The organism is Rhodoferax sp. P1_F3 (genome assembly GCF_056405715.1).
This window is the reverse complement of record NZ_JBFUBO010000002.1, coordinates 169,436-192,331: the sequence shown is the minus strand read 5'-3', so window position 1 is coordinate 192,331 and position 22,896 is coordinate 169,436. Positions and strand designations below refer to the sequence as shown.

Annotated in this window: 26 protein-coding genes; 12 read left to right on the top strand and 14 right to left on the bottom strand. The window is 61.8% G+C overall.

The genetic code is table 11. The annotated features are described in order from the left end of the window. Window positions 1-60 precede the first annotated feature (60 nt). Genes AC1DZ5_RS03545 through AC1DZ5_RS03535 form a run of 3 tightly spaced genes read left to right on the top strand, consistent with a single transcriptional unit; the run spans window position 61 to window position 2,960 of the window. A complete protein-coding gene (locus AC1DZ5_RS03545; protein WP_477886113.1) occupies window positions 61-1,215 on the top strand; it encodes a Fic family protein in 1,155 nt (384 codons plus the stop codon). A gap of 37 nt (window positions 1,216-1,252) precedes the next feature. Then, window positions 1,253-2,371, top strand: a complete 1,119-nt coding sequence (locus AC1DZ5_RS03540; protein WP_477886111.1) for a PDDEXK nuclease domain-containing protein — start codon at window positions 1,253-1,255, stop codon at window positions 2,369-2,371. Between the two features lie 34 nt (window positions 2,372-2,405). Further along, window positions 2,406-2,960 carry a YdeI/OmpD-associated family protein gene (locus AC1DZ5_RS03535; RefSeq protein ID WP_477886109.1) on the top strand — a complete coding sequence of 185 codons (555 nt, stop codon included), beginning with the start codon at window positions 2,406-2,408 and terminating at the stop codon, window positions 2,958-2,960. 234 nt (window positions 2,961-3,194) lie between these two features. On the opposite strand, the gene AC1DZ5_RS03530 is transcribed toward AC1DZ5_RS03535, so the two are convergent. From AC1DZ5_RS03530 to AC1DZ5_RS03515, 4 genes are all read right to left on the bottom strand, one after another. Further along, window positions 3,195-4,217 (bottom strand): hypothetical protein, encoded by a 1,023-nt coding sequence (locus tag AC1DZ5_RS03530; protein ID WP_477886107.1) that lies wholly within the window; start codon window positions 4,215-4,217, stop codon window positions 3,195-3,197. 18 nt (window positions 4,218-4,235) lie between these two features. Continuing rightward, window positions 4,236-5,102, bottom strand: coding sequence for a DUF4231 domain-containing protein (locus tag AC1DZ5_RS03525; RefSeq protein ID WP_477886105.1), 867 nt, complete (start codon window positions 5,100-5,102; stop codon window positions 4,236-4,238). Window positions 5,103-5,114: 12 nt separating this feature from the next. Beyond that, window positions 5,115-5,522, bottom strand: coding sequence for a TIR domain-containing protein (locus tag AC1DZ5_RS03520; protein WP_477886103.1), 408 nt, complete (start codon window positions 5,520-5,522; stop codon window positions 5,115-5,117). Between the two features lie 91 nt (window positions 5,523-5,613). Further along, a complete protein-coding gene (locus tag AC1DZ5_RS03515) occupies window positions 5,614-6,069 on the bottom strand; it encodes a 3'-5' exonuclease (RefSeq protein ID WP_477886102.1) in 456 nt (151 codons plus the stop codon). A 204-nt stretch (window positions 6,070-6,273) separates the two neighbouring features. Here AC1DZ5_RS03515 and AC1DZ5_RS03510 point away from each other — a divergent pair, with 204 nt between their 5' ends. Both AC1DZ5_RS03510 and AC1DZ5_RS03505 read left to right on the top strand, forming a co-directional pair. Then, window positions 6,274-7,434, top strand: coding sequence for a GGDEF domain-containing protein (locus AC1DZ5_RS03510; RefSeq protein WP_477886100.1), 1,161 nt, complete (start codon window positions 6,274-6,276; stop codon window positions 7,432-7,434). Window positions 7,435-7,473: 39 nt separating this feature from the next. Beyond that, the gene (locus AC1DZ5_RS03505) at window positions 7,474-8,253 is read left to right on the top strand and encodes a substrate-binding periplasmic protein (protein ID WP_477886098.1); all 780 of its coding nucleotides are present in this window, start codon (window positions 7,474-7,476) and stop codon (window positions 8,251-8,253) included. Window positions 8,254-8,260: 7 nt separating this feature from the next. On the opposite strand, the gene AC1DZ5_RS03500 is transcribed toward AC1DZ5_RS03505, so the two are convergent. After that, window positions 8,261-9,844: a methyl-accepting chemotaxis protein gene (locus tag AC1DZ5_RS03500; protein WP_477886096.1), complete on the bottom strand. Its 1,584-nt coding sequence runs from the start codon at window positions 9,842-9,844 to the stop codon at window positions 8,261-8,263. Between the two features lie 266 nt (window positions 9,845-10,110). On the opposite strand from AC1DZ5_RS03500, the gene AC1DZ5_RS03495 reads away from it, so the two are divergent. Continuing rightward, window positions 10,111-10,908, top strand: coding sequence for a substrate-binding periplasmic protein (locus tag AC1DZ5_RS03495; RefSeq protein WP_477886094.1), 798 nt, complete (start codon window positions 10,111-10,113; stop codon window positions 10,906-10,908). A gap of 32 nt (window positions 10,909-10,940) precedes the next feature. Here AC1DZ5_RS03495 and AC1DZ5_RS03490 read toward each other — a convergent pair whose 3' ends face one another. After that, entirely contained in the window at window positions 10,941-11,939 is a 999-nt protein-coding gene (locus AC1DZ5_RS03490) for an NADP-dependent oxidoreductase (RefSeq protein WP_477886092.1), read from the bottom strand. Window positions 11,940-11,970: 31 nt separating this feature from the next. After that, on the bottom strand, window positions 11,971-12,675 hold the full coding sequence (locus AC1DZ5_RS03485) for an SDR family oxidoreductase (protein WP_477886090.1): 705 nt from the start codon (window positions 12,673-12,675) through the stop codon (window positions 11,971-11,973). 97 nt (window positions 12,676-12,772) lie between these two features. On the opposite strand from AC1DZ5_RS03485, the gene AC1DZ5_RS03480 reads away from it, so the two are divergent. Beyond that, window positions 12,773-13,339: a TetR/AcrR family transcriptional regulator gene (locus tag AC1DZ5_RS03480; protein WP_477886088.1), complete on the top strand. Its 567-nt coding sequence runs from the start codon at window positions 12,773-12,775 to the stop codon at window positions 13,337-13,339. A gap of 83 nt (window positions 13,340-13,422) precedes the next feature. Then, on the top strand, window positions 13,423-14,202 hold the full coding sequence (locus tag AC1DZ5_RS03475) for a substrate-binding periplasmic protein (protein ID WP_477886086.1): 780 nt from the start codon (window positions 13,423-13,425) through the stop codon (window positions 14,200-14,202). Window positions 14,203-14,213: 11 nt separating this feature from the next. Here AC1DZ5_RS03475 and AC1DZ5_RS03470 read toward each other — a convergent pair whose 3' ends face one another. The 3 genes from AC1DZ5_RS03470 to AC1DZ5_RS03460 all read right to left on the bottom strand — a co-directional run bounded on the left by AC1DZ5_RS03470 (window position 14,214) and on the right by AC1DZ5_RS03460 (window position 16,189). Continuing rightward, window positions 14,214-15,092 carry a helix-turn-helix domain-containing protein gene (locus AC1DZ5_RS03470; protein ID WP_477886084.1) on the bottom strand — a complete coding sequence of 293 codons (879 nt, stop codon included), beginning with the start codon at window positions 15,090-15,092 and terminating at the stop codon, window positions 14,214-14,216. 26 nt (window positions 15,093-15,118) lie between these two features. Next, the gene (locus tag AC1DZ5_RS03465; protein ID WP_477886082.1) at window positions 15,119-15,475 is read right to left on the bottom strand and encodes a nuclear transport factor 2 family protein; all 357 of its coding nucleotides are present in this window, start codon (window positions 15,473-15,475) and stop codon (window positions 15,119-15,121) included. Window positions 15,476-15,565: 90 nt separating this feature from the next. Beyond that, a complete protein-coding gene (locus AC1DZ5_RS03460; protein WP_477886080.1) occupies window positions 15,566-16,189 on the bottom strand; it encodes a hypothetical protein in 624 nt (207 codons plus the stop codon). A 146-nt stretch (window positions 16,190-16,335) separates the two neighbouring features. On the opposite strand from AC1DZ5_RS03460, the gene AC1DZ5_RS03455 reads away from it, so the two are divergent. Together AC1DZ5_RS03455 and nagA are read left to right on the top strand one after the other, a co-directional pair. Beyond that, window positions 16,336-17,067: a GntR family transcriptional regulator gene (locus AC1DZ5_RS03455; protein ID WP_477886078.1), complete on the top strand. Its 732-nt coding sequence runs from the start codon at window positions 16,336-16,338 to the stop codon at window positions 17,065-17,067. A gap of 19 nt (window positions 17,068-17,086) precedes the next feature. Continuing rightward, window positions 17,087-18,208 carry an N-acetylglucosamine-6-phosphate deacetylase gene (gene nagA, locus AC1DZ5_RS03450; RefSeq protein ID WP_477887032.1) on the top strand — a complete coding sequence of 374 codons (1,122 nt, stop codon included), beginning with the start codon at window positions 17,087-17,089 and terminating at the stop codon, window positions 18,206-18,208. A gap of 15 nt (window positions 18,209-18,223) precedes the next feature. On the opposite strand, the gene AC1DZ5_RS03445 is transcribed toward nagA, so the two are convergent. Together AC1DZ5_RS03445 and AC1DZ5_RS03440 are read right to left on the bottom strand one after the other, a co-directional pair. Then, window positions 18,224-18,574, bottom strand: coding sequence for a FlxA-like family protein (locus AC1DZ5_RS03445; protein WP_477886076.1), 351 nt, complete (start codon window positions 18,572-18,574; stop codon window positions 18,224-18,226). A gap of 30 nt (window positions 18,575-18,604) precedes the next feature. Then, entirely contained in the window at window positions 18,605-19,222 is a 618-nt protein-coding gene (locus tag AC1DZ5_RS03440; protein WP_477886074.1) for a sterol desaturase family protein, read from the bottom strand. A 139-nt stretch (window positions 19,223-19,361) separates the two neighbouring features. Here AC1DZ5_RS03440 and AC1DZ5_RS03435 point away from each other — a divergent pair, with 139 nt between their 5' ends. Further along, window positions 19,362-19,808 (top strand): GyrI-like domain-containing protein, encoded by a 447-nt coding sequence (locus AC1DZ5_RS03435; protein ID WP_477886072.1) that lies wholly within the window; start codon window positions 19,362-19,364, stop codon window positions 19,806-19,808. Window positions 19,809-19,837: 29 nt separating this feature from the next. Beyond that, window positions 19,838-20,707 carry an AraC family transcriptional regulator gene (locus tag AC1DZ5_RS03430; protein WP_477886070.1) on the top strand — a complete coding sequence of 290 codons (870 nt, stop codon included), beginning with the start codon at window positions 19,838-19,840 and terminating at the stop codon, window positions 20,705-20,707. A gap of 3 nt (window positions 20,708-20,710) precedes the next feature. Here AC1DZ5_RS03430 and AC1DZ5_RS03425 read toward each other — a convergent pair whose 3' ends face one another. Next, window positions 20,711-22,189 (bottom strand): ATP-binding protein, encoded by a 1,479-nt coding sequence (locus AC1DZ5_RS03425; RefSeq protein ID WP_477886068.1) that lies wholly within the window; start codon window positions 22,187-22,189, stop codon window positions 20,711-20,713. Further along, window positions 22,176-22,895 (bottom strand): response regulator, encoded by a 720-nt coding sequence (locus tag AC1DZ5_RS03420; protein WP_477886066.1) that lies wholly within the window; start codon window positions 22,893-22,895, stop codon window positions 22,176-22,178. The genes AC1DZ5_RS03425 and AC1DZ5_RS03420 overlap by 14 nt, the downstream gene beginning before the upstream one ends. Window position 22,896: the final 1 nt, after the last annotated feature.

Genomic DNA, 22,896 nt, shown 5'->3' with positions numbered 1-22,896 from the left:
CGGTGAATAAGCGCAACATTCACCGCATATAAAGCGGTGAATATGTCGCATAATCGCCGCATGTTTTCTGAAAAGCCCCCACGCCGCCGCACCTACCTCTGGCAGCGCCCAGACTGGCCGCAGTGGCGGTTTGACGCGGCTACGCTGGCCGCGCCGCTGGCGCAGGTGCACCGCGCGCAGGGCCATTTGGCGGGCCGCATGGCCGAGCTGGGGCTGGCGCAGCGCGACCAGGCCACGCTGCAAGCCCTTACCCAAGAAGTCATCACCACCAGCGCCATTGAAGGCGAGGCACTCAACCTGGACGCCGTGCGCTCTTCCATCGCCCGCAGGCTGGGTGTGGACATTGGCGCGTTGGCCCCAGCCGACCGCACCGTGGATGGCGTGGTCGACATGGTGCTGGACGCCACCCAGCAGCACGCCCAGCCGCTCACGGCCGAGCGCCTGTTTGGCTGGCACGCAGCGCTGTTCCCCACCGGCTACAGCGGCCGGGTGCGCATCCAGGTGGGGGCGTGGCGCAACGACGCCGCAGGCCCCATGCAAGTGGTGTCTGGCCCCGTGGGCAGAGAAAAAGTGCACTTTGAGGCCCCACCCGCCACCGCACTACCCGCAGAAACTACTGCCTTTCTGCAATGGTTTAACGCCGCCCCCGCAGGCGACGCGCTTATCCACGCGGGGCTGGCCCACCTGTGGCTCGTCACCCTGCACCCGTTTGACGACGGCAACGGCCGCATCAGCCGCGCCGTGGGCGACATGGCGCTGGCGCGTGCAGAGGGCACAGCCCAAAGGTTCTACAGCCTCAGCGCCCAAATACAGCGCGAGCGCAAACAGTATTACGACCAGCTGGAAGCCACCCAGCGCGGCACGCTGGATGTCACGCCCTGGTTGGACTGGTTTTTGGCCTGCCTGCTGCGCGCCGTGCAGGGGGCTGATGGCTTGCTGGCCGGCGTGCTGATTAAGGCGCAGTTCTGGCAGCGCTGGGCGGGCACGCCCATGAACGCACGGCAAACGCTGGTGCTGAATCGCGTGCTGGACGGTATGGAGGGCAAACTCACCAACGCCAAGTGGGCCGCCATTGGCAAATGCTCTGCAGACACGGCGCTGCGCGACATCAACGACCTGCTGGAGCGCGGCGTGCTGCGCAGGCTGGAGGGCGGCGGGCGGAGTACGGGGTATGCGTTGGTAGTGGATGGAAGGCTGGTTTTAAATACAGTATAAAGACAAGGCGACACAAGCCCTTGTTTCAGGAGCAGCCATGAAGAAAACGCCGAGCGTTCCCGCCGCAGACAACGCCGAATCCACACTGTTTGCCAACATCCGCACGCTGATTGAGTCCGCTCGCAACACGGTCGCCCGTGGCGTTGATCTGGTGCAGGTGCACACCAATTTTGAGATTGGTCGGCACATCGTTGAGTTTGAACAGCAAGGCGAGGGCCGGGCGGCATACGGCACGCAAATGCTCAAGAGCTTGGCTGAACGCCTGACTGCCGAATTTGGCAGCGGCTTCTCAGTCACCAACCTCAAACTCATGCGCCAGTTTTATGCACTGCACGCCCAAAGAATTGGTCAGACAGCGTCTGGCTTATTCGAGACTCGGACAAAGCAGCCAATAGGTCAGACACTGTCTGACCTATTGGCCACCACCAAAAACCGCCCGTTTTCCCTCAGCTGGTCCCACTACGTCTTCCTGCTGGGCATCAAAAAGGCGGATGAACGCAGCTTCTACGAAATCGAATCCACCAACCAAAACTGGACGCTGCGCGAACTGCGCCGCCAGTTCCAAAGCGGCCTGTATGAGCGCCTGGCCCTGAGCCGCGACCAAGACGGCATTCGGCAACTGGCCCAGCAAGGGCAAATCGTCAGCCAAGCAAGCGATTTGCTCAAAGAACCGCTGGTGCTGGAGTTTTTGGGCTTGGCAGAGCAGGCCCGGTTTTCAGAGTCTGACCTTGAGGCGGCCATCATCAACCAGATCGAACACTTCTTGTTGGAGCTGGGCAAGGGCTTTCTGTTTGAAGCGCGCCAAAAGCGCTTCACCTTTGACGACGACCACTTCTTTGTGGACCTGGTGTTTTACAACCGCCTGCTGCGCTGCTATGTGCTGATCGACCTGAAGATCGGCAAGCTCACGCACCAAGATTTGGGCCAGATGCAGATGTACGTCAACTACTTTGACCGCCACGTCAAAACCGATGCCGAAGCGGCCACAGTAGGCATCGTGCTGTGCAAGAAGAAGCACGAGGCGCTGGTAGAAATCACCCTGCCCAAAGACGCGAACATCCACGCCCGGGAATACCAACTCTATTTGCCGAGCAAAGAAGAGCTGCAGCAGAAACTTGCGGAGTGGTCTGGGATCGATAGTGAAATAAGCCGCTAGCCCCGGTAGCTATTGCGCAAGCAGCTATCAATTCATGAGCAATAAGGCGCACCACACGTTTGAGTCACCCGAGCAGCTCCACGCCTGGCTGCAGGCCAACCACGCCAGCGAGACCGAGCTGTGGGTGCGCATCTTCAAAAAAGGCACCGGCCTGCCCAGCGTGACGTGGGAAGACTGCGTGGTGGCCGCCATCGCATGGGGCTGGATCGACGGCGTGCGCAACGCGCTGGACGACACCTCGTTTCTGCAACGCCTGACGCCGCGCCGCGCGCGATCCAACTGGTCGCAGAAAAACGTGCAGCATGCCGAGCGGCTGATAGCGCTAGGCCACATGCAAGCCCCCGGCCTAGCGCATGTAAAGGCCGGGCGCTGGGACAGCGCCTACGCCGGCAGCGCCACCATGGAGATACCCGAAGACTTTTTGGCGGCGCTGCAACAGGACCCAGCTGCCCACGCTTTCTACACGACCCTGAAGCGGCAACACCTGTTCTCCATCTATTACCGGCTCACCAGCGCCAAGCGGGCGGAAACACGGCAGAAGCGCATGACAGAGCTATTGGCAAAGTTGGGGCAGGGGGGAAATCCTTGAAATTTGCGGCCAACGTGAGGGGCGTGCAAACGCTGGTTTTGTGAGTCGAATTGGCGCATAGCCCTCGTGGATTATGCGCAAGCGGCTACGAAATATGTAGCGCTAGACCTCGAGTGGGCGATGCAGGGCGCAATCTTGTTGCTATCCGGGTCGCGCAGGTGGGTCTGGAAGAGCTTGCCCACATCGTTGACGCGCCAGCCGGGCGACTCTTCGCAGCGGTGCCGACCAGCTGCTTTAGCTCCAACGCTCCATGTAGTGCCGCAAAAACATAAAACTATCCTCGATTTCTTCTTGTCTCCTCTTCGAAGAAAAGCCCATTTCCCTGAAGAGCGGGTGATGCATAACTATTTCGATGGTTCTCATCAAACGCTTTATTTCATCAGGAGCCTCTGGGTCTGAGGCCTTTATCTTCCTATACACCTCTGTCCCAACCTCATAAAGCCAAGGCAATTCGTCTCGAAACTGGCTAAGCACCATCAACAAGACGACTGGATCGCCCCGTTCACGAGAGCTGAAATCAGCGATTTCCTCAAAAATTCGAGGATTTGGAAACCCTCGTCGTCGTCTGATTTCTGACACTCGATCCGGATCGAGTCTACGAGCAACTCTGATTGGAAGATCTTGGTACATCACTTTGATCTCCTCGAACATCTTGGCAACGGCATCCGACGAGTTGCTTTCGTCAGATTCAATATCTGTAGATTCAGAGTCGGAGGTTTGCAAAGAAACTACTCGGCTATTAAATGCCTGAACTTGGCCTTTCACTATGTCACGATCAGGCTCAGCATTCGGAATGCGAGCGACAAGTTGCATAACAAGCCTCGTTAGGGAATCTTCCGCATCATCACAGTTTTGAAATTGTGCGAATGGTCCCGAACTAGCAGTTGTCAATGGGATCCCCAATGCTAGCCCGTGAACTGGGGTCTCCAACTTCCCTTTTGCTACGCCGGCCTCGTACAGTAGCCAAGGGCGATTTATGCTGTTTGGTGTGAGTAAGCAAACAACGTCAGACGCCGCCTCAAGTTTTTTCATGATCGCTGGATACCACTCGATCCCATACTCCATGCCTTGATTGCCTTTTCTGTCAGATGAGCGAAAAGATTTGAGTACACCTGCGCTTACGCTCGATAGTAGCTTGCTGAATGCCTCTGCAATCTCGGCATCGCGTGTATCGTGACTAATAAAAACCATTGGAGTACGAGGCTTTCTAGCTTCGTCTTTGTCGCTTGGCTTGGGATTGCTATCAATTTCACTCACAAATGTCTCCAAAAAAATCTATTGCTGGTCTTTTCGAGCAACCCATTGAGTATGTTCACGAGAAAAGGCATTTTCTGTATCACCAACAAAGTCTGAGAATTCTTTATCTTCCATTTCTTGCTTCGTCTGTTGCCGAATTAAGCTAATTTCGTGCGCCGTTAGCGAGTAGGAAACAGACAATTCTTGATACCGTTTCGCCTGAATCCAACTCAACAGTCCGGCTGCGACGGTGACGAAGAAGTCAGTCGGCCAATAGGCGACAGTGGGATAGGCTATCTTGGAAATAGAAAAGCCTATTGATAAAACAATTGTGATGATTAGTGCCAAAAAGTAATACGTAACCTTCTTCTTGTTGCTACCGGCTTTTTTTGCATACCAAGATTGTTGCTCCGCAATCCGATGAGTTTGGTAGTAGGTCAAGCGATCGTTCGTTGCTCGTCCTCGAAGACGGGTCATTTCAGTTGAGACTGGCAAGCCTTCGAGATGAGTATTCAGCGAGCCTGCAACATCTTTGTTTTGATCCAAAATTGCTTGCAGTTTTTGTTTGAAGTAATGGGTGGAAATTTCATCAGATTCATTGAATGGCTCTGCTTTAGAAATATATCGCCAAGTTATAGTTTTGATGGACTCTGCTACCGCACGTCCTGAATACCAATGGCGGTCCGGTCGCCCCCAAAAGAGATAGACAGCACAGCCAAGTGCTCCCAAAAGAACGAAAGCTTGGGAAATCGCCACCTCTGCACTCGACGAATTTGCAATAGATATTGCAGAGGCGATGGCTAGCAATGCCATGTGGGAGAAAAAAGCATAAAAAAAGGCGTTCTGACTTCGTTCGGAGAGGTCTGATGCAGCTTGGTACAGTGCGGGATATTCTGTGTGCTTCAAGTTGATGGCCTTTTAAATATTTGCACGAATGGCAGCGATTACGCTGGCACTATTCCAATTGACCAAAGCGTGTGCGGCTTCTTGGACTTTTATGGGCATGCGCTCCTGCCCCCAAGGGCGAATCCCAATAATTGTTTTTTGAAGGCGTTGAGCTTCACCTATTTCATAGTCGATCCAGCCGCTGTGCGCAGCGTACATACCCGCAATGATTAAAACCCCTTGAGCGGGGTTAATTTGTCGGGTTATTCCTTGAGACAACCCTGCGACCGTCTTGTCGGGCAGCGCATCTGTGCTCGGGATGCTGCAATTTTTCCAAGAAAAGTTAGGTTCTTCGTTAAACCACTTTACTAACGTTAAATATGCATCGTCGTATTGCCAAGCATGGCTAATGAAAAGCATTCTGGATTTAAGTTCTGGCATTTTTCTCTCCCTTTAAAAATCTGACAATCAAACGGTTGTATTTCCGGCAATTTGTGAAGTCGCTACTGGATTAGTTGTATCAGGCCGCTAACTAGGGTGCTTCCCCCCCCACCCCAATCACCAACCTCTGCGTCGCCCTAGTTGCCGCCACATAGAACACCCGCGCCGCTTCCTGCTCATCCTCCCCCGCCGCAGGCATATGCCCCACGCCGGGTAGCGCCACTACGGGGAATTCCAAGCCCTTGCTGACCTTCATGGTCATGATCTGGATGGCGTTGGCGCGGGGGGTGAAGTCGCCCGCCCGCTTGCGCACGTTGAAGGGCAGCCCGCGTTGCTCCAGGGCGCGGGCGCACAAGTCCATGGTGAAGTAGTCGTGGCACAGGATGGCCACGTCGCCCCAGGCGTGGCCATCCTTATGGGCGTTGCCCATCTCTTCGACAATGGAAAAGGCTTCGTCGCGCAGGCTTGGCTGGCGACTGATGAGCGGAGCTTTGCCGCCGGTCATGCGCGAAACGCACGAACCCAATGCAGGAATAAGCGTGGCCATTCCGGTTCACCCTCCCTGAGTGACTTGTATCTTTATGTAACCATAATGCCCCCAAAGCTGGCGCGCGGCTAGGGGATTTTTGCGGGGGTGTGGTTTTTTATCAAAGAAATCGGCCCCTAGCCCCCGTGGAATGTGCGCCAGCAGCTATCAAAACCATAGTGCAAGCCGGGCCCACTCGGCTGCCAGACGGAGTGAACAAGAACCATGCGTGAACGCAACGCCTTTTCCCACGCCCTGCCTGGCGCCCCGCCCCCTGTGGCCAGCGGCGCGCTGGTGCACGCCGACACGCTGGTGCTGTTGTTCGCGCAGTCGTTTCCCGCGGTGTTTCAGAGCCTGTTGATCGCCAGCATCTTGTGCTGGACGCTGTGGGGCCGGGTGGATTCGGCCCAGCTGCTCACCTGGCTGGCCGTGCTGGCGGCCAGCGCAATGGTGCGGCTGACCATGTACCTGCTGTACTTTCGGGCCAAGCCGGTGGGCCGGGCCGTGCTGGCCTGGGAGCGGCCCTATGCGGCCACGCTGTTGCTGTCGTCGCTGGTCTGGGGTTTGGGCGCGGTGTGGCTGATGCCGCCGGACGATATGGCGGGGCAGTTTGTCATTTTGTTCTTCGTGGTGGGGCTGGTGGGGGGCGGTACGGTCACCTACTCAGTGCACCGCGGCATGGCGCTGGGTGCCATGGTCACCCTGTTGGCGCCCAGCACGGTGTGGCTGTTTTTTCAGCCCAGCCGCATTGCCGTGGGCTTGGGCCTGGCCACCACGGCTTACATGCTGGGGGCGCTGCGCGCCACCAAGGTGCTGTCGGTAGCCATGCGAAGCCAGCTGCTGCTGAGCTACGAGCTCAAGCAGGCCAACGCGATAGCCGACCGCATGGCCCGCACTGACGAGCTGACGGGCATGGCCAACCGCCGCTCGTTCATGGAGCTGGGCGAGCAAACCACACGCCTGTGCCAGCGCCAGGCCAAGCCGCTAAGCGCGCTGCTGATCGATGCGGACCGCTTTAAGGAGATCAACGACACCCACGGCCACGGTGGGGGTGATGCGGTGCTGCAGCACCTGAGTGCGCTGCTGGTGCAGCAGTTTCGTGCGGCCGACGTGTGCGCCCGCATTGGCGGAGAAGAGTTTGCCGTGCTGCTGGCCGACACGGATGCCGCAGCGGCCACCGCCGTGGCCGAAAAGCTGCGCGAGGCCGTGGCAAACAGCCCCATGCTTTGGCGGGGGCAGACGTTGCAGGTCACGGTGAGTGTGGGGGTGGCCACGCACAGCGACAACCTGGACACCCTGCTGCACATGGCCGACACCGCCATGTACCAGGCCAAGGCCGGTGGGCGCAACCGCGTGGTGTGTCACGACGATGGACCTTTGTCATAGGGCGTGGCTATACTTTGCCCGAACTATGTCGTTGGGCCCATGGACTATCTCTTGCGTGTTGTTGTTTGCGTGTTCGCGAGCTGCTTTGCGCAGGTGGCATTAGCCTGTCCTTTCAGCATCGTCTATAGCGACCAGGCCTCCCCGCCCTACTACCTGGGGGATGGCGAGGCTATTCCCCCAAACCCCGGCATTGCCGTCGAGCTGCTCACGCTGGCGGCCTCCAAGATGGGTTGCAAGATTGAATGGAAGCGCCTGCCCAACCGCCGCGCCCTGCGCGAGCTGGAAAGCGGCGCCGCCCAGGCCATGCTGCTGCTGTCGTACAACCCTGAGCGTGCCGCTTACGCCGCCTACCCCATGCTGGGCGACGCGCCCGACCCGGCCTACAGCCTGACCACGCTGAGTTACAGCGTGTATGTCAAAACCGGCTCCACCTTCAAATGGGAAAACCGGCAGTTCAGCCCGTCGCAGGCACTGGTGGGTGTCAATGCGGGCTATTCGGCGGCGGACGAGGTACGCAAACTGGGCGTCCCCGTGGAAGAAGCGACCAGCACCGCCAACAACCTGCAGAAGCTGCTGATGGGCCGCATTGCGGGGTATGTGGGGCAAGACTTGCAGGTGGACCTGGTCATCGAGGACAAGCACCTGACGGGCGTGCAAAAGCTGCCCGTGCCGTTTTCGTCCAAGGACTACTACCTGCCGTTCTCCAAACAGTTTTTCGACAAGTCACCCGCCATCGCCACCCAGCTGTGGAAGCACATTGCCGAGGTCCGCAAGACCCACGGCAAGGCGCTGGCCAAGAAATACCTGGACCTGAACTAGCCGCGCCCTAAGCGTAGGCCAGCGCAGGACGGTCGTCTGCGCCGCCCAGCTTGAAGGTGGACACCACGTGCACCAGGTCTTGCGCCTGGCTCTTGAGGCTGCTGGCCGCGGCGGCCATTTGCTCCACCAGCGCGGCGTTTTGCTGGGTCGCGTGGTCCATCTGGGTCACGGCCTCACCTACTTGGGTTACCCCGGCCGATTGCTCGGTGCTGGCGGCGCTGATCTCGCCCATGATGTCCGTCACGCGGCGGATGCTGGTCACCACCTCGGTCATGGTCTCGCCCGCCTTGTCCACCAGCGCGCTGCCTTGCTCCACGCGCTCCACGCTGGTGGTGATCAGCTGCTTGATCTCTTTGGCGGCCTCGGCACTGCGGCCGGCCAGGCTGCGCACCTCGCTGGCCACCACGGCAAAGCCACGGCCTTGTTCACCTGCCCGCGCGGCTTCTACCGCAGCGTTCAGCGCCAATATGTTGGTCTGGAAGGCAATGCCGTCAATCACGCTGATGATGTCGCTGATCTTGCGGCTGCTCTCGTTGATGCCCTTCATGGTTTGCACCACCCGGCCCACCACTTCACCGCCCTGCATGGCCACGGTGGACGCGCTGCTGGCCAACTGGTTGGCCTGGCGGGCGCTGTCGGCATTGGCTTTGACGGTGGAGGACAGCTCTTCCATGCTGGCGGCGGTTTCTTCCAGCGCGCTGGCTTGTTGTTCGGTGCGGGCGCTCAGGTCGTGGTTGCCCTGGGCAATCTCGGAGCTGGCGGTGGCCACGCCTTCCGAACCCTGGCGCACGCGCGTCACCACGCTGCGCAGGCCGTTTTTCATGTTGTCCATGGCGCGCAGCAGCTGGCCCAGCTCGTCGCCGCCACTGGTGTTCACCTGCACGGTCAGGTCGCCGGCGGCCACGGCTTCGGCCAGCGTTACGCCCTCGGCCAGGGGCCGGGTGATGCTGCGGGTGATGGTGAACGCCAGCACGATGCACACCACCACGGCCAGCGCAATGGTGCCGGTGACGGTGAGGCGCGCATTGCGGGCCACCACCTGGGCGCTGGCCCAGCCCTCGGCAGCCACCTTGGAGTTGTCGTCGTTGATGGCGGTGATGTCGGCCAGCGCGGCGTTGAAGGCGACGGCGCTTTCCTTCTTGTACAGCGCGATGGCGGGGGCCTTGCCATCGGGGCCGCTCTTCACGGACTCCAGAATCTTCTGGTCCAGCACCAGCCAGGCGGCACTGTGTTCCTGAAACTTGACGATGGAGGCCTTCTCGGCACCCGAATCCATCAGCACCTGCAGCTTGCCTTCAAGCTCGGTCAGCTTCTTCTTGCCGGTGGCAATGCGGGCCTCCTGGTCTTCAATCTCTTTGGGCGTGTCCGAGATCATCAGTCGCGCCTCGGCCCGGCGGATGTCGTTGATGGTGCCGCGCACTGCGGAGCTGACTTCTACCCCGGGCAGGAAGTTGGTGGCCAGGTCTTCAGTGTTCTGGGTCACCCGGCCCAGCTGCAGCAGGGCCACAATGCCCAGCGCGATGGTTAAGAGGGCTGCGACAACAAAGGCAATGCTCAGTTTGACGCCGATCTTGATATTGGCCAGGGGCATGTTCAACTCCAATCAACTGGTGACAGACAGTGAGGGAAAAGGGCACGGCAACGATATTGCCCGGTTCGCCTGCTTTGCGCAAACAGAAACTACGCCCTTGGTCCCGCCAGTTGGCCGCGGTTGTGAACGAATTGGGCCCCTAGCCCCCGTGGAATATGCGCGAGCAGCTATCAAAATAATAGTGATGGCACGGCATTTGCTACATGGCGCACCCCAGTGCGATACTTTGTCGGCGCGCAACTGTGTTTCGAAATTGGAGAATAGGTGTGACACACCCTGCGATGGTCCAGTCCATGCTGCGGGCTCTCTTGAGGCGTCTATTGGCGGTGTGCCTGTTGTTGCCCAGCTGCCTGTGCGGGGTGCACGCCCTTGCCGCTGAACCCGCCGGCCCCTTGATCCTGGGGGGCGCTGCGGATCCCGCCACCTATGCCAACCGCTGGTCCAAGCTGGTTTTCCAGGAAGCATTCCGGCGTCTGGGGGTTGCGGTCCAGATCGTCAACTACCCCCTGGCGCGCCGCACCATGATGATGGATGCGGGTGAAATCGACATCGATGGGGGGCGCGTGCATGCCTACGGTGAAGCGCACCCCAACCTGGTTCGCGTGGAGGAGCCCTTTGTTGAGTACAGCTTTGGCCTGTATACGGCCAATCCGGTGTTGCGCCTGCATTCGCTGGACGACATGCGCAAGTCCAACTGGCAGGTGGAATACCGGCGCGGGATCTTGTTTTGCGAGACGATATTGAAACCTTTGCTTCCTGTGGACCGGCTGTCCGATATCTCCAACGAAGAGCAGGGGATCAACAAGCTGTTGGCGGGGCGCACCGATCTGTATTGCGATCTGGATTACCCGGTGCGCGATGTATTGAGCGCCCCGGGCTTCACGGGCGCGGCGCGGATTCGCAGGGTCTTGGGCCTGGGCACTATCCCGATCTACCTGTATATGCAGCGCAAGCATGCAGAGCTGGCGCTGCGCCTGGCGGAAACGTTCAAGAAAATGAAAGCCGAAGGGCTCATAGAAGCCTACCAGGCACGGGTGGCAGACGAGATGGGGCGGCCGCGATAAATGTTTGACAGCCTGCGCCCCTGGCCCCGCTGCTACTCCATGCGCAGCACAACCTTGCCCTTGACCCGGCCGCTCTCCACATACGCCAGGGCCTCGGCGGCCGATGTGAAAGGGAAAACACGGTCCACCACCGGGCGCAGCACGCCGGCGTCGATCAGCGTGGCAATCTCGCGCAGCTGTTCGCCATGGGCCCGCATGAAGAGGAAGGAGTAGTCGACGCCGCGGCGGCGCGCCCGGCTGCGGATGCCGTAGCTCAGCAAGCGCATGACTTGCTGCAGGCCCCAGTTCAGACCGGCCTGCTGTGCAAAGCGCAGGTCGGGCGGGCCCGAGATAGAGATGAGTTGGCCGCCCGGCTTCAGCAAGGCCAGGGATTTGCGCAGGGTCTGCGCGTCCAGGCTGTTCAGCACCACGTCGTAGTCCCGCAGACGGGCTTCAAAGTCGTCCTGTTTGTAGTCAATGACGACGTCCGCCCCCAGTTGCTTCATCAGCGCGACATTGGCGGTGCTGGTGGTGGTGGCCACCTGCGCGCCCAGGTGCTTGGCGAGCTGGATGGCGAGGGTGCCCACCCCGCCCGAGCCTGCGTGGATAAAGACCTTCTGCCCCGGGCGCACCCGAGCCCGCTCCACCAGGGCCTGCCACGCGGTCAGTGCCACCAGGGGCAGGGAGGCGGCTTCCTCCATGCTGAGGGTCTTCGGCTTGAGCGCAATGTCGTCTTCGTGCACCGCAATGCGCTCTGCAAAGCTACCAATCCGGTGCGCCGCAGGGCGCCCGTACACCGCGTCACCCACATGGAAGCGCCGCACCTGGCTGCCCACCCGCAGCACCATGCCCGCAAATTCATTGCCCAGAACGAGGGGCAGCGCATAGGGCAGCAGGAGTTTGAACTCGCCGTCCCGGATTTTGGAATCCAGCGGGTTGACGCCTGCCGCGTGCACCTGGACCAGGACGTCATGGTCGTGCAGCGTGGGTTCGGGCATGTCGCCCAGCTGCCCACTGCCCTTGCCGTAACGATCAACAATGAATGCTTGCATGGTGTGCTCCTGTGGGCGCGCTAAGGGTGCCTTAACCCGCTTGTCCCAAGTAGACACCAGGCTGGGCCGAAAGTCCCTGCTTCACGCCGCGGCTCAGTTCGTCGGCCAGCACCTCGTCCTGGCCGGCCTCCAGCGCGGCCAGCGTTTGGCGTGCCACGTCCAGCGGGTCGGCCTTGGGGCCGGGCGCGCCGCGGGCCATGTCGGTGTCCATAAAGCCCACATGCACCCCCACCACCTGCGTGCCCTGCGCGCGCAGCTCGCCGCGCAAGCCGTTGGTGAGAGACCAAGCGGCCGATTTGGACGCGCTGTAGGTGGCAGCACCCGCAATGTTGAGCCAGCTCAGCACCGACAGCACGTTGACGATGGCACCGCCGCCATTGGCCTTCAGGATGGGTGCAAACGCTTGGCTGAGCGCCAGCGGGGCGAAGACGTTGGTGTCCAGCTCGGCACGCAGGGCGGTGGCACTGTCCGCCGCCAAGAAGGGCGAGCTGCGGCTGATGCCGGCGTTGTTGATGAGCAGCGTCACATCGGTAGCCAGTGCGGCGGCCGCGGCAATGTCGGCGGTGTTGGTGACGTCCAGCTTCAGCGGCACCACGCCTTGCAGGGTGATGCTGGCGGGGTCACGTGCGGCGGCGTAGATCTTGGCGGCGCCAGCGGCCAAGAGTGCGTTGACAAAGGCTTGGCCCAGGCCGCGGTTGGCGCCGGTCACCAGAACAACAGAGTTTTTGATTTGCATGGTGGGTTCCTCGGGTTGGTTTTTTAAATGACGGTCGTCATGATTGAATTATATGTCGATCATCATTTAAAATAGCAACACCTACCGGAGAAAGACCATGAAAGTCACAAGGGAACAAGCCAGCCAGAACCGCGACCGCGTGCTCGAAGTGGCCGGCCGCCTGTTCCGCGAACGCGGGTTTGACGGCATTGGCGTGGCTGATTTGATGAAGAGTGCGGGGCTGACGCACGGTGGCTTTTACGGCCAGTTCGCCTCCAAGGAAGAGCTGATGGCCGAGGCCTGCGGCCGTTCGTTCGCCAACGCGGCCGAGATCTGGAGCGGGCTGGCCGAGCACACCGAAGGCAACCCGCTGGCCGCGGTGATGCAGGCCTACCTGAGCCCGCAGCACCGTGACAACCCGGGCGAGGGCTGCGTGATGGCTGCACTGGGCGCCGATGCTGCGCGCCAGGGCCCCAGCCTGCGTCGCGCCGTGACCGAGGGCACGCGCAAGCTGCTGGACATGTTCACCACGCTGGCACCGGGTCGCATCAAGACGCTGAAGCGCGAGCGCGCCGTGGTGGCCTACGCCAGCATGGTGGGCGCGCTCATCATGGCGCGCGCGGTGGACGACGAGGCGCTGTCAGACGAGATTTTGAAAACCGTGGCAGCGTCGTTGCCGGGTTGAGCACTGCCAAAAACGCTTGACACCGCCTGCCCACGCGCAATACTGGGCACCAACTGCGCATTGAACGCAGTGGGAACACAAGCATGACACGTTGGATGCTTTGGGTGGTCGCTGCGCTGGCTTTGGCGGGTGGCCCGGTGATGGCGCAAAAACTGCGCGTGGCCTATTCCGACATCGAGGCCGCGCCCTACCAAATGGGCAACGGGCCCCGCATGGCCGACCCGCCCGGCGCCATCGTGGAGCTGGTCAACCTTGTGGCCAAAGAGCTGGGGATGGAGGTGGAGTACGAACGCTCCCCGCAGTTGCGCAGCTTTAGACGCCTGCAAAGCGGTGACATCGACGCCGCGTTTTCGTTTTCCTATGCTCCCGACCGCCTGCCCTATGGCCGCTACCCCATGAAGGACGGCAAGCCCGACGAAGGCGCGCGCGTGTTCAGCCAGTCGTATGTGTTCTACCGGCTCAAGGGCTCACCCTTCACCTGGGATGGGCGCACGGTGTCGGGCCTGGGCGAGGGCACCATTGGATTCAACTCCACGTTTTCCATTGGCGCTGAGCTGGCCCGTTGGGGCTTGAAGGCAGAAGAGGTGAAGACCACGGAGCAGAATTTTCAGAAGCTGGCGATGGGGCGCATCGCGGCGTATGTCATGCAAGAGCAGGCCGCCGACAGCTACCTGGGCAGCCACCCCATGAGCGAAGTAGAGAAGATATCCATTCCGCTGGAGACCAAGGCCTACTACCTGATGCTGAGCCATCAGTTTGTGGCCCAAGACCCGCTGCGGGCCGAACGGCTCTGGGCCAGGCTGGCCAAGCTGCGGCAAGAGAAGATGCCGGAGCTCCTGCGCAAGTACGCCCCGCCGCCTTGAGGGCCAGCAGGCTAGGCGACCGTGGCCAGTGGCACGGCGTAGTGCATTACCGAAGCGTTGGACGCGGGGTTGTAGTCAGCACCATAAATCTCCAGGTCCGCACCCCCGCTGTGGCGTTGCTCGGCGCCTGCCAGCCAGTTGGCGTAGATGTAGTTGACGGTGCTGTTCACCATGCCTACCGGTCCGCGATGCTCAAAGGTGGCGTAGTGACTTGGGGGAAGCTCCAGGTGCACCATGCCCGGCGGCAGCGGGCCGCGCTGTGACACCTCGATGGCGGCGTGGTAGTGCAGTAGGTCCGAGGTGCTGGCGGTCTGGCGTACCACGCCGTAGCACACGCCCGGCACGCGGTGCGCAATTTCGCCTAGCCGGGGGAGAAAGTTGGCCCACAGCGGCGGCAGCTTTTTGGCCAGGTTGTCCTTGTCCGAATCGGCGCCGTAAAACTGCGTCTCCAGGCCCACCAGCTGCATGGCGGGGCGCTGGTGGATGTCGGGCGTGAGTGATACGTTGCGGTGCAGCTGGCGCAGGTAGTCCTCGTCAAACTGGATCTTCTTGACGAAGAGGCTGCGCGTGCCGAACTTGCGGTACTGGTTGGGCGTCAGCCGGAAGCAGGTCTTGAAGGCGCGGGTGAAGCTCTCCTGCGTGTCGTACCCCGCTGCCAGGGCAATGTCCAGAATGCCCAGGCGCGTGGTCAGCAACTGGTCCAGTGCCTTGGCAAAACGCCGGGACCGGATGTAGGTCTTCAGCGTTTCATTGGTCAGCGCCTTGAAGATGCGCTGAAAGTGCCACTGGCTCAAGCCAGCGGCCTGGGCCACATCGGCCAGGGCGATGTCAGCGTCCAGGTGGGCTTCGATGAAGTCAATGCCGCGCTGAATCCGGTGCAGGTAGAACACGCAGGGGCTCCGTTGATGGGTGTCGTTTAAGGGGTGTCGAAAAAACCGGTCATGGCCACCAGCTTGCCCTGGTCGTTGAACTGGCCGAAGCTCGTGCCTTCGCCAAGAACCGCGTCGTCACCGCCGTACATCTTCCACTGCACCATGCAGTGCTGGTGGTGGCTGGTGAACTGTTGGGTGACAAAGTAGCCGCCTGGTATCTGCTGGTGAAAGCCCTGCATGGTGTGCGTCAGTGCGTCCCAACCCGTGGCGGTGCCCAGTGGGTCGGTGTAAGTGCAGTTCTGGTCCAGGCTGGCAGTGAACAGGGCCTGCTTTTCTGCGACGGTAGCGGCCTTCCAGGAGGCGGCGTAGGTTTCCCAGGTGGTTTGCTGTGCGTGGTTCATGGATGCTCCTTGGTGGTTGAAGAGGAGCCACGATGGTGCCCAGCGCCGGGGGCTGGTTTTGACATTTTGTGCGCAATGCACATGGCGGGGTTACAGCCCCAGCTGCCCCTTCACCACCGCCAGCACCGTGCCGCCCGCGGCCTTGGCAGCATCTTTGGCAAAGCCCAGGGCGGTCTCTTTGAAAAGTTTTTTGCGCGCGGCCGCATCTTTGGTGCCCTTGGCCTTGTCGTAGCCCGCGCGGAAAGCGGCCAACTCCTTCTTGCCAAACAGCGATTCCAGCACCTGGAACAGCCCATCGGCCGAGACACGGATGATCTCGGTGCTGAAGGGGTGGTCGAAGATGTGCTGGTAGATCTTCAGCTGGCCCTGCAGCCAGTTTTTGGCCAGCGTGTCTTCGATGATGAGACAGATCTTGTCGCCCTGCGGCTCCAGCGATGCATTGGCCAGCGCGGCCAGCAGGCGCCCGGCGGCCTGGTCTTCCACGCGGCCGCCAAACTTCAGCGCGGCCTCGTAGCGCAGCTTCTTCACTTTGGCCACGGGGGTCTTCAGGCGCTCGCTCACGGTCTGGTTGTTCAGCCGCGCCAGAGGGCCCGAGCCGTCCAGCCCGTGCTGGTCCAGCAGGTGCATCACCAGCGCGTCAATGTCGGCCTTGGGCATGGAGCCCAGGCCGAGTTGTAGGTAGTGGTTGAGAAACTCGGTTTCAAACGTGGCCATGGCGGTGCGGTCCAGGGGTGGGGGAGCGCAAACTCTATCAGATTGGCCTCTAGCCCCCGTAGCTATTGCGCCAGTAGCTATACAAAACATAGCGGTTGATTTAGCTGGTATTGAAGTGGTACTATCAATAAAAACCACCCGTGCCCATGCCCACCCTTCTTGCATCCTCCACCCTGCCCCCGGACGGCTCGCCGCTATACCTGCAGCTGGCGCGCCAGCTGGAGAGCGACATCCGCACCGGCACCTACCGGGTGGACCAGGCGCTGCCGTCAGAGCGGGTGCTGTCCGAATCACTGGGTGTGTCGCGCATCACGGCGCGCAAGGCCATTGAGGTGCTAGTAGGCCAGGGCCTGGTGCTGCGCCGCCAGGGTTCGGGCAACTTCATTGCGCCGCGGCTGGAGCAGCCGCTGTCCAAGCTGGCCAGTTTTTCGGAAGAGCTGCGCCAGCGCGGCTACATGCCCAGCAGCACCTGGATCACGCGTGAGGTGGCCGCCGCCAGCGTGGCCGAGCGTGAAGCCCTGGGACTGGCGCGCGGCGCCCGCGTGGCGCGGCTGGAGCGCCTGCGCCTGGCGGACGGGGTGCCCATGGCCTACGAGCGCAGCACGGTGCTGCTGACTGCCTGCCCGCGCCCGCAGGACCTGGAAGGTTCGCTCTATCTGCACTTGGCGCGCAGCGGCCTGGCGCCCGTGCGCGCGGTGCAGCACATTCGTGCCGTGAATGCCGAGGCCACCATGGCCGCGCCGCTGGGCATCGCCATTGGTGCGGCCCTGCTGTGGGTGAGCCGCACCGCCTACCTGCCCGACGGCGTGGCCGTGGAGCACACCCAGTCGTACTGCCGCAGCGACTACTACGACTTTGTGGCCGAACTGAAAACTTAAGGACACCGCCATGACGACTTTGCAAACCCGCATTGAAGGCCACATCCTCACCCCTACGGGTTTTGTGCACGGCACGCTGACGCTCGATGCGCAGGGTCGCATTGCCAGCGTCCAAGGCACGCCCGTGGCGACTGCTGCGGTGCGCGACAGCGGTGTGCCCATCGTGCTGCCCGGCTTTATCGACCTGCATGTGCACGGCGGTGCGGGCCACGACATCATGGAGGGCGGCGACGCGGCCCTGCACGTGGCCACGTTGCATGCCCGCCACGGCACCACCTCGCTCTTGGCCACCACCATGACCGCACCACAGAGCGACCTGGACACGGCCTTCGCCGCCATGGGGGCGCTGTGCAAACAACGTGTGGACAACGCCGCCCGCGTGCTGGGCGTGCACCTCGAAGGCCCCTACATCAGCGAGGCCCGGCTGGGTGCGCAGCCGCCGTTTGCCCGGCCCGCCAGCTTTGACGAAATCCACCGCCTGCACGCCATGGCGCCCATCCGCCTGATCACACTGGCGCCCGAGGTGGGTGGCAACCATGAGCTGATTGCGCAACTGGTGGCAGAAGGTTTCAAGGTGCAGTTGGGCCACACCACGGGCAGCTACGAGCAGGGTGTGGCCGCTCTACGCTGCGGTGCCACGGGCTTCACGCATTTGTTCAACGCTATGTCGGCCCTGCACCACCGCGAGCCGGGCATGGTGGGCGCCGCGCTGGCGCACGCCGAGTTTGCCGAGGTCATCCCTGACCTGCTGCACGTGCACCCCGGTGCCATCCACACCGCGCTGCGCGCTATTCCCAAGCTGTATTGCGTGACCGACTCCACATCGGCCGCGGGCATGCCCGACGGTGACTACAAGCTGGGCCGCCATACGGTGACCAAGTGCATGGGCGGTGTGCGCCTGGCCGACGGCACGCTGGCAGGCTCAGTCCTCAGCATGGACCAGGCGCTGCGTAATCTGGTGGACACACTGGGGCTGGACTTGGCGGATGCCTCCAAACGCGTGTCTACGTTTGCTGCCGACCACATGGGCCTGCAAGACCGCGGGCGTTTGCAAGCAGGCGCCTGGGGCGATGTGGTGGTACTGAACCGCGATCTGGCGCTGCAGGCGGTGCTGGTGGAGGGCTACGCCGTCGCCTTGTAAAAGTTGCGACGCAAGTCAGGCATACGTGTCAACACGGCTGCCTAGTTTGTCATTCTCTGATGCAGCTTTGGGGCTCTTTTTCTCCGCCAGCTTTGCCGCATTTTCGGATTTCTGGATGGTGACGTTTTGTTGCTCTTGCTGGCGAGTCCGTTGGATTGCGGTGATTTGGGCCTGAACCATCTGAATTTGCGCTTGCAGGAGTTTGACGCGCTCCTTCTTTGACTTCGGATCGATGTCAGATGCGGCTAAGCCTTGTAGTTCCTCCACTAAATCACGCAGCTGCTTCTGCAGTTTTGCGATATCGCTGCCGTCTCCGCCGGCGCTTGAAATACGGCCTGAGACAGAGGATGTTCCGGACACTTGCATGCGTGGTTATCGGCAAATTGCGGCAATGCTTTAGGAACTGCTCTTGGCGAAGTCGTCCGGCGCCCGGACTTGGTCGGTGCGTGGCGTTGGCGCTTTGTGCTGCGGATAGTGCGCACTGCGAAACACGTGGTCCCACAGGCTGGTGGTCACGCCGAAATGCCGCGTATGACCAAACTGGTGGTGCAACCCGTGCAGTTGCTTTCGGCGCTTCATCCAGTTGCTCGAAGAACGCCAGTGGTGGGCCGCGTGGTGTGTCACAGAGTAGGTGATGTACCCCAGCAGCACACCGAGTGTGAGCGCGCTGGCAATCCAGAGGTTGGTTAACCACCAGGCGGGCAAAAATGCCAACCCAACAAACAGGGTGAGCGTTACAAAAGTCGGCGTGCCGATGTAGGCGCGGGGATGGAGATGGTGCAACTCATGCATCGCCCGAAACGGTGGCACCTGGTGCAGCACAAAGCGGTGCACGCCATACTCAATCAGGGTCCAGTACGCCAGCCCGCCCATTGCCCAGGCCACGAGCTCCCACCGCAATGCATGGGGCGCCGCAATGCCCAGAAATGCCGCCAGCACTGCCACGCACACGCAATAGATCACAAAGTCTGCAAAGTACGTGAATCGGCTATGTTCAATCGAAAATACAGGCATGGGTCATTCTGAGAGGCCCCCGCCAACAGGGTCTGTGCGTTGCAACACATGGCGACCCGATGTGCGCTGCAACTCCGCAAGAAATGTCTGCTCGGTGTTTTTAGACTGGCCCGGTGTTCAACCCTACCGGAGTCTCCCCATGAAAACCGAGCAACTGTCCCAGGCCATCCACGTCGTCGGCATCGAGCTGCGCACCACCAACCTGGAAGCCATGCAGACCATCCCCCCGCACTGGCAGCGCTTTGGCCAGGAGGAGGTGCTGGCCCACATTCCCACCAAGCTGAATGGTGATGTGTACGCGGTCTACACCCACTTTGAAAACGCCGGCTTCAACAACACGGGTCTGTATTCGCTGGTGATTGGCGCCACGGTACCGGCCAGTGCCGAGGTGCCCGTGGGCATGGTGCGCGTGGTCATTCCTGCTTCCAAACGCGCGCTGTTTGACGTGGAGCCCGCCCGCTTTGACCTGGTGGGGGCCAAATGGATGGAAATCTGGAGCCACACCGAGCTGGCCAAGACGGTGATTGCCGAGTACGAGCAGTACAGCGCCGATGGCAAGATTGCCATCTCTATTGGATTGCAATAGGCCTGCAATAACGAAAGAACCCCACGCGCATGAACCGCAGCCACAGCTGGACCGACTACCAAGACCGGTTGAGCCGCGTCACCGCCTACATCCACGACCATCTGGCGGAGGATCTGGGCCTGGACCAGCTGGCGGAGGTGGCCCACCTCTCGCCCTACCACTGGCACCGCGTCTACCACGCACTGAATGGCGAAACCATTGCAGCCACCATACGCCGGCTGCGGCTGCACCGCGCCTCGGGCTACCTGGCCAACACACAGTTGCCGGTGGCGGAGGTGGCGCGCAAGTGCGGCTACCCCAATGTGCAGTCGTTCACGCGCGCCTTTGGCACGGCCTATGGCACGGGGCCCACGCAGTACCGCGCGCAGGGCGGTCATGTGGTGTTTCGCCAGGGGCTGGCGCAGGCTGCAGCGGCGGGTTACGCAGTGGACATTCGCTTTGTGCCGGCGGTGCCGCTGGCTGGCCTGCCGCACCGCGGTGGCTATATGCGCATTGGCAAAGCGTTTGAAACCACCTTCACGCACATGGCCGCGCAAGGTCTGTTGCGCGAAGACACGCGCTGGCTGGCGGCGTACGACGATGACCCTGCGGCAGTGCCCGAGGCGCAGCTGCGGTCCTGGGCGGGCTTGTCTTTGCCCGCGGGTGCCAGTGCCAGCGCGCCTCTGCAGACGCAGACACTGGGCGGTTGCACCTGCGCCGTGCTGCGCCACCGCGGGCCCTACGCCACCATGGGTGCGGCCTACCAGTGGCTATATGGGCAATGGCTGGTGCAGTCGGGCCATGCCGCGCTGGATCTGCCGGTGTTTGAGGAATACCTGAACAACCCGCGTGACACGGCGCCGGCCGATTTGCTGACCGACATCTATCTGCCGCTGCAGGATGCGCAGGACGCCCCGTAAGGCCTAAGCGTCTTCCTGCGCAATTGCCGCCAGCAACACGGTCACCACTAGGCCGCCCTCGGCGTGGTTGTGCAGGCGTATCTCGCCGCCATGCGCCTGGATGATGTTGCGCGCAATGCCCAGGCCCAGGCCGGTGCCGGTGCGGTTTTGCTGCTGGCCGTGGGAAAGGCGCACGTGGGGCTCAAATGCGGCCGACATGCTGGCCTGTGCAATGCCGGGCCCAAAATCACGCACCTCCACCAGCGCGCGCGTGCCCTGGCGGCTGAGGCGCACCTGCACGCGTTCGCCATACAGCACGGCGTTGTCCAGCAGGTTGCTGAAGGCGCGCTCCAAAGCGAGTGGCTTGCCCAGCACGCTGATGGCCTCGGCCGTGCATTCGATCGATGCGTCGGGGTGGATGGGTCGTTGCGCCAGGCGCGCCAGCAGCGTGTCCAGCCGCACGGGGGTCAGGTTCTCGTGGATGTCGGTGTCCTTCACGCTTTGCAGCGCGGCTTTCACCATCACGTCCAGGTCGTCCAAATCCTCATGGAATTCGGCGCGCAAGGTTTCGTCGTCCAGCAGCTCGGTGCGCAGCTTGAGCCGCATGATGGGCGTTTTCAGCCCGTGCGAGATGCCCAGGAACAGGCGCTCGCGGTCCACCAGGTAGCCTTGGATGCGGGCCTGCATTTCATTGAAGGCGCGCGCGGTGCGGCGTAGCTCGGCCGTGCCAGTCTCGGGCACGCTCTCGGGCGCGGTGTCGCTGCCAAAGGCGTTGGCGGCGGAGGCAATCTTGTTCAGCGGGCGAATGAGCCCGCGCACCAGCAGCACGCTGAGCACCAGCACGGTGGCCAGCGTGACCAGCTGCAGCGCAATGCGGTCGGTGGTCAGCGGATTGGCGTTGTCCAGAAAGTACGGGTCGGGCATGGGCGCGGCCAGGTACAGCCAGCGCCCGGGTTCAAACTCTGCCTGAATGACCAGCACCGGCGCGGGCCGGGGGCGCAGCAGCAGCGTGGCCTCTACCCACGATTCGGGCAGGTCGCTGACCATGCGACCGTCGTCCGACACCTGCAGGCTGTCGGGCCAGGCAAAGGCCACGTCGGGCGCTTGCGTGGCGTGCAGGTTACGCACCAGGTCGTCGCGCACCACATCGACCACCGCATCTACCAGCGCGTTGTTTTTAAGTGGGGTGATGGGCACACGCGTCTTGTTCACGTTCACAAAGAAGCGTGTGCCGCCCATGGTGCGCAGCTGCTCGATCAGGATGGGGCGAAACTGCGGCGGCAGGTCGCGGAAGAAGCGGATGGCTCCGGCCGCATTGAGGGCCAGGTGCCTGCCAGCGCCCAGCGCCTCGGTGCGTGCACTTTCGCGCAGCTGGCGCGCCCACAGCAGCGTGCCCACCAGCTGGGCACTCACCACGCCTAGCGCCATGACCACCACGATGCGGCCCAGCAGGCTGTCGGGCAGGTAGCGGCGCGTCCAGCGGCGTCGGTCAGCTGTCGCCATGCTGGGTCACGTCGGCCGAGAACACATAGCCGCTGCCGCGCACGGTCTTGATGAGAACGGGCTGTTTGCCGTCGTCATGCAGGCGCTGGCGCAGGCGGCTGATCTGTACGTCCAGCGAGCGGTCCAGCGGGCCGAGGTCGCGGCCGCGCGTCTGCTCCATCAGGCGGCTGCGGTCCAGTGTTTCGCCGGCGTGTTCGGCAAAGAAGCGCAGCAGGTTGAAGTCCATGCTGGTCAGCACCACGGGCGCGCCCTGCGGGTCGGTCAGCACGCGCTCCACCACGTCCATGCTGAAGCCGGCAAAGCGCAGCGTGCGCACCGGCGCGCCGGGCGCGCCCAGCTGCATGCGGCGGTGGATGGCCTTGATGCGGGCCAGCAGCTCGCGCGGGTTGTAGGGCTTGGCGATGTAGTCGTCGGCGCCCAGCTCCAGGCCGACGATGCGGTCAGTGTCATCCGCACTGGCGGTCAGCATGATGATGGGCACGGGCGACTGGCTGCGCACACTGCGGCACAGCGTGAAGCCATCGGTGTCGGGCAGCATCACGTCCAGAATGACCAGGCTCAGCTCGTCCTTGAAGCGCTCGAACTCGGCCATGAAGCTGGCACCGTCGTGTGCCACGCGCACCTCGTACTGGTGCTTCTCCAAGTAGGTCTTGAGCAGATTGCGGGTTTTTTGGTCGTCGTCAACGACCAGCAGGGTGCGGTTCATG